Annotated in this window: 2 protein-coding genes and 1 tRNA gene; 2 read left to right on the top strand and 1 reads right to left on the bottom strand. The window is 57.4% G+C overall.

The window, feature by feature from the left end:
- Window positions 1-64: 64 nt before the first annotated feature.
- A tRNA-OTHER gene (locus H7X47_RS14235) sits at window positions 65-174 on the top strand.
- Between the two features lie 235 nt (window positions 175-409).
- Here the strand turns inward: H7X47_RS14235 and H7X47_RS14230 are convergent.
- On the bottom strand, window positions 410-3331 hold the full coding sequence (locus H7X47_RS14230) for a UvrD-helicase domain-containing protein (RefSeq protein WP_193369334.1): 2922 nt from the start codon (window positions 3329-3331) through the stop codon (window positions 410-412).
- A gap of 463 nt (window positions 3332-3794) precedes the next feature.
- Here H7X47_RS14230 and H7X47_RS14225 point away from each other — a divergent pair, with 463 nt between their 5' ends.
- Entirely contained in the window at window positions 3795-8162 is a 4368-nt protein-coding gene (locus H7X47_RS14225; protein WP_193369333.1) for a P-loop domain-containing protein, read from the top strand.
- Window positions 8163-8185: the final 23 nt, after the last annotated feature.

The following is an 8185-nucleotide window of genomic DNA, read 5'->3' as shown; positions in this document are numbered from 1 at the left end:
CCTCCCCCCCCACCTGCCCCCGCCGGAGCCGCCGCGGCGGCGAGTGAGCCCGGTGCAGGGCCCCGCCCGGCCCAGCCGGGCGGGGCCTTTCGTGTTCGGTCTGCCCCAAGACTGCCCCCAACAACACCCAGGGTAAGGGTGGGGTCGGGTGTTCAATTCACCCCGGCGGCACCATTTATCCCACTGAAATCACTATGAAAATCGACGCCGCTCGAAATCGGGGTTCTGCACAGAAATGCGGAACGCGGCGCGAACATGCACGAAAAACCCGGGGAAAACCCGGGGAGAATGTTTGCTGGCTGTTCCGGGCAGACGTTCAGCAAAGAGCGTCAGTCCAGACTCGGAAATCCCTGGCCTCTCGCCGAAGAGAGCTGCGCAGAGTTGGTCTGAGGACGCCGTTGAGGCGGCTTCAGCCCGTTGACGCCTTCAGTTGCCCCTTACCTTTGCAGGCGGGGTATCTGGTACACCCAAGAAAGGCGCCATATTGCCCGTTCCGCTCCACCAGCCAACCATCAGAGCACGACGGGCAGGACGGATACCTGGCACCGCAGCTGCAGATCATCTCTTCTCCACTCGGGCCGCCTCTGGCTGGAATATCGCGGCCACAGACACCGCAGGTCGGGAGCGAAGCACCACAGAGGTACCCATGCTCACAGACAAAGCGACGCCTGCCATTGCCGGCCTCTTTCGGAACCATTCTGCCCCCACAGGCCGCACACTTGTGCTCAGCGAGCCCCGCCTCGCCAAGCAGTACGACACCGTACTCGGCGCCCTCGACCAGCTCCCGCACAAAGACAGAAGGCCTGTCCTGAGCGGCCAGAATACTCACCGACTGCCGTGCCCGGGTAAGAGCGACGTAGAACAACCGGCGCTCTTCGGCATGCTCGAAGGCCTCCGGCGCCGGCAGGACCATGTCGAGCAGCGGGTCATCGACGATCGCCGAGGGAAACCCAAAGCGATCGGCCTCGACCTTCAAGATAATGACATGGTCGGCTTCAAGCCCTTTGGAAGCGTGCACGGTTAAGAAGCGGATTGATAGCTCCGGATAGTCCGCCTCCAGCTTGGAGAGATTCTTCGGGCAGACATGGTGATAGCGGCCCAACAGCAGCACCGATGGCACTGCCTGTGTACGGCCGCTGGATATTCTCCCCCGAATGTCCTCGAGGGTGGCCCTGAGCGCCGCCTCTTCCTGGCCCCGGCCGTAGTAGGCTACCTTGATGGCCGCGGCATCGGCCGTCCCTGCCGAGATCACCTGCTTTTCGATCTGCGAGGGGTTTTTGAGCACAAAGCTGCGTGCCGGCAGTGCGATCTTGTCGACGCTGCGGAACGTGCGCCCGAGATCCACCAACCGGTGGATTCCAGTGGCGCCAGCAAAGGCGCCGCCGAACTCATCTCCGAAATCACGCATCAGGTGGATGTCGGAGCCGGAAAAGCGATAGATCGACTGCCAATCGTCCCCCACCGCGAAGATCCTGGCGTCCTCGTGTTGTGCTTTCAGCGCCCGCAGGAGTTTCGCCCGGCCTTCCGAGATATCTTGAAACTCGTCGACCAACAGGTGCCGATAGGGGCTCTTGTAGCGGCCGGCTGCCACATGATCCGTGGCGCGGGCAATCATGTCCTCGAAGTCGATCCGATCCGCCAGGCGACGCTGATACACCAATAGCACCGGGTCGAAAATGTCGAGAAATGCCTTGTTCCGTCGTGCCTCTGCGCCTGTTTCACTGCGGCGGCGGCAGGCCTCCAGCGACAGACCCGCGCCCTTGAAGTGCCTGAGGAAGGTACCCAGGGTTTGCGTGAAGGCGTCCACCCGACCGAGCTCATTCAGCTTCTCAAAGATTTGCTCGGGCGGGATCGGCGCCGGCGTGGCAAAAGGCGCCAGCTTTTCGGCGAGCGCCTCAGTGAGACGCCCTTCCATGCGTTCGTAGCTGTAGGTTTCGATGAGGGTGGTACCGTGCTCCTGGTGAACCTGACGCTTCCAGATCATGTCTTCCAAGTAGCGTTCACGGTCGACAAAGGGCGCCGTCGTCAGACGCTCCTTGCCGTCTGGCCCACGCTCCTTGCGGACACCGAAATGCTCAATGTAGACACCACTTTCTGACAGGCGGAAGTCTGGCGTATAGGCGCGCCGATTGTTGCCAGGGAGGTCATGCTTGTAGGCCGGCTCGTAGACGTAGGCGATCCCATTGAGATAGAGCCAGTTGGCGATCTCGCACTCTTCGAAACTCCGCACCACCTCGCCCTGGAGCGTGCGCAGCTCGTGGGACTCTATGTATTGGTAGTAGGCGTCGCGGGTCTTAAAGTCCCATTCGCTGCGGTAGGGCCAGAAGAACTCGGAAAACCAGCGAAGCACGAGACGGGCCGTTGCCTCGCTTCGAACAATCTCCTGCTTGAGAATATCGCGCAACAATGCCCGGAACTGCACATCGTCGCTGGCATGAGGCGCCAGCGCCGGCGCCTGGCCCTCGGCCTCCTTGATGATGCTCAAACCCAGCGCATGAAATGTCCTGGCATCGACCGCCGCGCCACTGCGCGTCTCGATCCGGCTCGCCATCTCCTCGGCCGCCTTGGCGCCAAACGCCACCAGGAGGATCTCGTCCGACTGGCGGATCCCCTGGCGCATGAGGTAGGCGGCCTTGGCGACGATGACGCTGGTCTTGCCCGAGCCCGCCCCGGCGAGCACCAGCGTCGCATCCTCATCGCTCACCACGGCCAAACGCTGCTCGGGGGTCAAGGGGTTAGATTCGATACTGTCCAGGAAGACCGCGGTTTCCCGCAGTTCGGTCCCTATGAAGGTTTCGATCGCGGCGTCGCGCAGTCCGGCGGGATCTTTCGCGAACGCTGCAATGGCCGCCAACCTCTGTTGTTGCTCGGGGCTGATGAAGTCGCCGGGAACCTGCGTCGGGATCCTGGAAAGCAGGGCAGCCGCTCTCTCCAGATAGGGGACCAAGAGGCAGGCCGCCGGATAGCGCCGGGGCGCCGACAGACGTTCGACGACCTGCGAAAGCGTACGCAGCTCCGGATCGATCTCGTCAAAGAGCTCTACGACGTGCTGGCGCCACGCCGCGTTCGCCGCTTCAGCGAAGCTCTCGGCGGCTTCCCGCCTAACGCCGAGGAGCTGGAGACTCGATCCGTCGGTGAGCGGCAGCAGAAGCCCGCGGAACCATAGCCGCCTCGTCACGGCCACCGGACCAGCGAAATCGCGAAAGGAGACCTCCTGCAAAGAAGGTCCCAGAACCTGAAGCCCCGCTTCGTTCAGGCAAAGGCCACGGGCTTCCTCACCGAGGAGGCGCGAAATCAGGCCAGCAATCTTGCTTCTTTCGATCTGCGTCATTTACAGGCGGATCGCCGCTTGGAGCGTGCCCCTCTCATTCCATCGTGTGCAGGTGCGGCATCTGGAAGTGGGCTACTTCACCCTGCCTAGCCGCCATCGCGCCCCATCTCTGTACCTCAAAGTCCTTACCGGCAGCACCCGCGGAGCTGCCAGAACACCTCTGCGCTGTGATCGCCGCCGAAGAGTGCCTCCCCCATGATTAGCGTTGAGTAAACGACTCGCCGGACCTTGAGCCCCTGTCCCCCAGCAGAAGGTAATGCGAACAGACTCTACCGACCAACGGCCCGGATCTGGGGGCTGGGTCACCAGCAATGTGCGCATGCCAAATGCGAGGGGTCGAAGCTGAGTAGCGAGACGCCGCGCTCCGTTTACAAGAGTCTGGTCAGGCGATGCCGGACACGCGCCAACCAAACTGATGGTTGCAATGCAATTGTGTGGAAGAGCACAATAGCAGGGGTGCATCATGGCGAGCCGTATCTTCAAAGCAGCAGGAATCATACGAACAGGATTCGAATACCAGGACCTGATCGGCATCGACCTATTGATAAAATTCTACCGCGAGCCAGACCGCTATCTGTGGGTAGAGCTGGAATCGGAAGACGAAAGTGCAGAGTATCTTGATGACATCGTCGCCGCGCGCTCCGACGGAAGTTTCGAGTTTATCCAGGTTAAGTTCACAGTTAATCCCACAGAACACCGTCTCGACTGGCAATGGCTGTTGGCAAAGCGTCCGAATGGCACTTCGCTCCTGGAGAAATGGGCTCGATCGCTTGATGCTGTCTCTAAACTTGGGCCGGTTCACTCTGCACGTTTAAGAACCAATCGGATCCCGACACAACGCTTCGAAGCCTGTCTGATGGATGGCTTTATCAATTTTGATTCCATCGATGAAGCGGACCGGCCGTTGGTCGAGGTAGAGCTAGGCGGCGAACACCGCGCAAGAGCTTTCTTTCGCCACTTCCAGTTCTCCCATTCGGAACCCCTGATCGATCATCTAGAGAATACGCTACGAAGCGCACTCGTTCCCACTGACACAACCAGCGAAGGCTGGCTAACACTCAGAGAACAAGCACGGCGTTGGGCAACGCGAAAACGAGAGCCACAACCCGATGGGAAGATTACTCATCAACATCTTGTCCAGATTATTACGAAGCGGCGTGCGCAGCCGATTTCTCAGGATTTTCTTGTACCTGACGGCTATAGCCCGCCAAGCAACGAGTTTCACGCCAACTTCAACGAACAAGTTCTCAGAAAACGCGGGCGCCCCATTATTCTTTGGGGAACACCTGGTCGCGGGAAGAGCACCTACCTAAGCTACGCGGTTGACGCGCTTCAGAAGAGCGACATTCCAGTTATCCGACATCACTATTTCCTTTCCCTTGACGATACTACGAACGACCGCCTCTCATTTCCGGATATTGCCACTTCCCTGATGGACCAGATGATCGTGCGTTATCCGGAAGCGGTGACGGGCTTGGAGGAAGAACACAATAATCTTCGCAAATGGATTGAGGCATGTGGCGCGCATTTCGCTAAGAAAGGCAAACGGTTCGTTGTCGTGGTCGATGGTTTGGATCACGTTTGGCGAGAACAAGGCAACATCGCGCAAATGGAACAGTTGTTTGCTTATCTTCTTCCTTGTCCTGCAAACGTAACCCTGGTGGTTGGAACACAGCGTGTTCCAGACAACCAGCTGCCCTTCCGACTGATTCAGAACGCAATTGAGGACAGCTGGATCGAAATCCCGCCAATGAGCTTGGGAGCCGTCCAAACCTGGATACGCGGGCAAAACGTTGCCGGCAGAATCCGTTTACGCGAGTACACCCATGCAACCAACACAGAGGAGCAATTGGGAGAGATCGGAGAGGCATTCTTTGAGATATCCCAGGGACATCCGCTGCACCTGATCTACTCGTTCGAGGCCTTAGTTCGCCGTGGGACTTTGTTCAGTCCAGACGAGATTCGTCTTCTGCCTACCTGTCCAGACGGAGACATCCGCAGGTACTACCAAGGTCTGTGGGGACGCCTATCCCCAACAGCAAAGCTGATCATACATTTGATAGCTGGTTCTGATTTTCACTGGCCACCCCTCGGCATTCGTCGCTGCGCGGGCCCTCCCGACGAAGTTGATCACCTTCTGGAATATCGACGGAGTGGCGTAATCCCGTTTCACGGAAGCATCTTGGCATTTGCAAGAGAGCAGCTGGATCACACAGCGTCGTTCCAATCGCTCTTGCCTGGAATTGTAGAATGGTTGAGAGCGGAGGCGCCCGAGTATTGGCGATGGGGTTGGCTGTGGCTGATGCAGGCAAAGAATGGAGACTACGCACCACTGGTGAAAGGGACGGTCAGAGCCTGGGTGGTCGGCTCGTTGTCCAGAGGCTGGCCTCCAAAACAGATCATAGCAATTCTAGCTGAAGCAGAACGGAAGGCATTTGCGGATAGAGACTATTCGCGGACAATAGAAATTCGCTCACTGAAAACGCGAGTGATGAATGGCCCTGAATACCAGATGAGCCGATACGATGAATTCCAGGAAGCAGCGATCCGCTTGGCAGGCAACGACCAACAGATCGTCAATATGGTTGATAGCCTTCCGACGTTGACAGAAAAAGAAATTGTGTCGCTTGCAAGATCCGCATCAGGCGACGCGCTCGAGATACGGCGTGAGTGTCTCAACGAACTTGCACGCCGGGTCAACCTCTGGATCAGCCTGCGGCATCGCCCTGGTCGCGACTTTGATGCCTTGGTTGGCTATTTCTTCGAAGTATTGGCCGTTGCCCCAGAAATCAAAGTAGAATCGGTGCTGCGGTTCGTTTCCGGCTTTCGCGACCCCAATGTGCTTTTTCGGAGGCTCTCAAGCTGTCTAATTCGAGAAAGGCGTTTCGTCGAGCTAATGGAAATTCACCGACGCATTAGGTCAAAAGCAAGAGAACCTTGGCGATTAAGCATCCAGGACGGCTTGGTTCGAATAGCAGCACTTGAGGGCATCAATATCGCAGCTCATTTTCGACCGCGGCGCTCGCCGGTCACGCCATTAATGTTGTGCTGGCTGCACTATCATAAGGCAGGAGTACAACCTCCTTTGGCTATTCCGCAGGCCCCCGATAGCCTTCTCAAGGAAAACTATTCATATGGACGCAACATCGCGCTAGAAAAATTCTTCCACGACGCGTTTTTCACCGCGTTGGCTAAAGCGCTCACCGGGACAGCCGCTTCATCCCTACTACCGGTTAATTCGTCGGGAGAGCCACGATGGATCGACGCTGCGGTTGACACTCTTGAGCAGTGTGCAAGAAACGTTGCCGCGGGCGGGGCACAACTTTCATTCTCAGCGCCGTACTTTGCGACGGAGGAGATGCCCCCTGTAATCGGCGAACGGCCATCTAGCACGAAAGCGACACAGTATCACGCCTTCACGCAGGCGCTCCGGCATATTGCGATTGATCTTCATTGCCTAAAGAGCCCAGCCGGTCGGACGCCACGGATCGGCAAGGAGGAGATGGAGATCGCCCGCCGTTCTGAACATTGGAATGAGAGAGTATGGATCTCAGAACAAGTCCAGGAGAGGTTGACACTCCTGGATACCGAGTCAGCAGAACAAACGCTTCTCGCCGCAATGGCGTCTGAGAACGACACCGTTACTGAGTTTAATGAGCGAGCCGACAACTGGACCGAACTGTCTAAGTTTGCACTGCTTTACGGTTTGGCGCGCACCGATGAGCTGGTGTTCAGGGCCGCAAATTGCATGGTGGGTTACGGGTGGAGAAAAGATCTGTGGCTCAATGACGTCCTGGAGGCAATCGCCGATGTTCACAGAAAGGGGGCAGCCAACGGCCTAGGTTGGCTGAAATTGTTGACCCCGATAGTCGAGCAGATTACCAACTTCACCGACGGCGACGAGACAGATCATATAAGGTCTGAATTGATCAACACTCTCGCTGTTGTTGCTCCTACCAGGCTTCCGGACTTCTACGCACATCACATTTCGCAAGACGAACATCGCTACGCAGAGGAGACTCTATCCGCCTTTAGCAAGCTTTTGGATTTCTCCGATCCGGCAAGCGCTGCCCTGGCGCACACATTCGTGGAGCCCGTGGATATCCTCACGCTAGCGAGACTTCGTAAGGAAGGGGATGCTGTGGCTGGCCGCCTCGAAAGCGATCAGATTCGCTTCCTAGGAGGCGTCCCACCTGACCGGGACACACGGTCGGATGGAAGCAACGACGATTTCCTTTGGGGAGGCACCGCTCCTGACATTACTCGATATGGGCCGACAGAGTTCGCCACTTTGCTAGAGAGCGTATCCGATCACACACTCGGGTATGAGCTGCGGCGAAAAGCATTGCGAGATTGGCTGCTCTATTGGAAGGAGAAAGGAAAAGCAGCTGATGCGCTGGGGACACTTTGTAGCTATTTCGACTCTGAAGAGAACCCATACTCCGCAGAGGACCTCCTAGATACAGTTTTCCAGGTGAGCCTTGAAGTCGAGGGCAAGCAGGCCGCTTATCGATGGCTTGTAATGGCTCAAATTCATCACCGGGGCTGGCAAAGCTATTGGTCTTCTAGCGAGGACAATCTGCGTCGCCTTGGTTGGGCGGCCACTCACTACATCGATAAGTGGGCCGACTTTATCCAGGATACCTCAAAGCGGACAAAGTACTGGGAAGACCGAAAGTACGATTTCGCCATTGGAACGAAATATCTGGTGCACTTCCTCCTCTTAGCGGGTCAGAATGAATTAGCAGTCAAATTTACCGACCGCTGCGTCCGAATCGTTGTCGAAGAGGTCTCGGACCAACCGATTCCGGCGTGCCCATGGTTTCAGTAGATTCCTCCGAATCCACGCTAAGG

Source organism: Pelagibius marinus (genome assembly GCF_014925385.1).
Lineage (GTDB): Bacteria > Pseudomonadota > Alphaproteobacteria > Kiloniellales > Kiloniellaceae > Pelagibius > Pelagibius marinus.
This window is presented reverse-complemented; position numbering and strand designations above follow the sequence as displayed.

Excerpts from the sequence above, each read along its gene's own strand:
- H7X47_RS14225 (WP_193369333.1), top strand. The coding sequence starts at position 3,795 with ATGGCGAGCCGTATCTTCAAAGCAGCAGGAATCATACGAACAGGATTC.
- H7X47_RS14230 (WP_193369334.1), bottom strand. The coding sequence starts at position 3,331 with ATGACGCAGATCGAAAGAAGCAAGATTGCTGGCCTGATTTCGCGCCTC.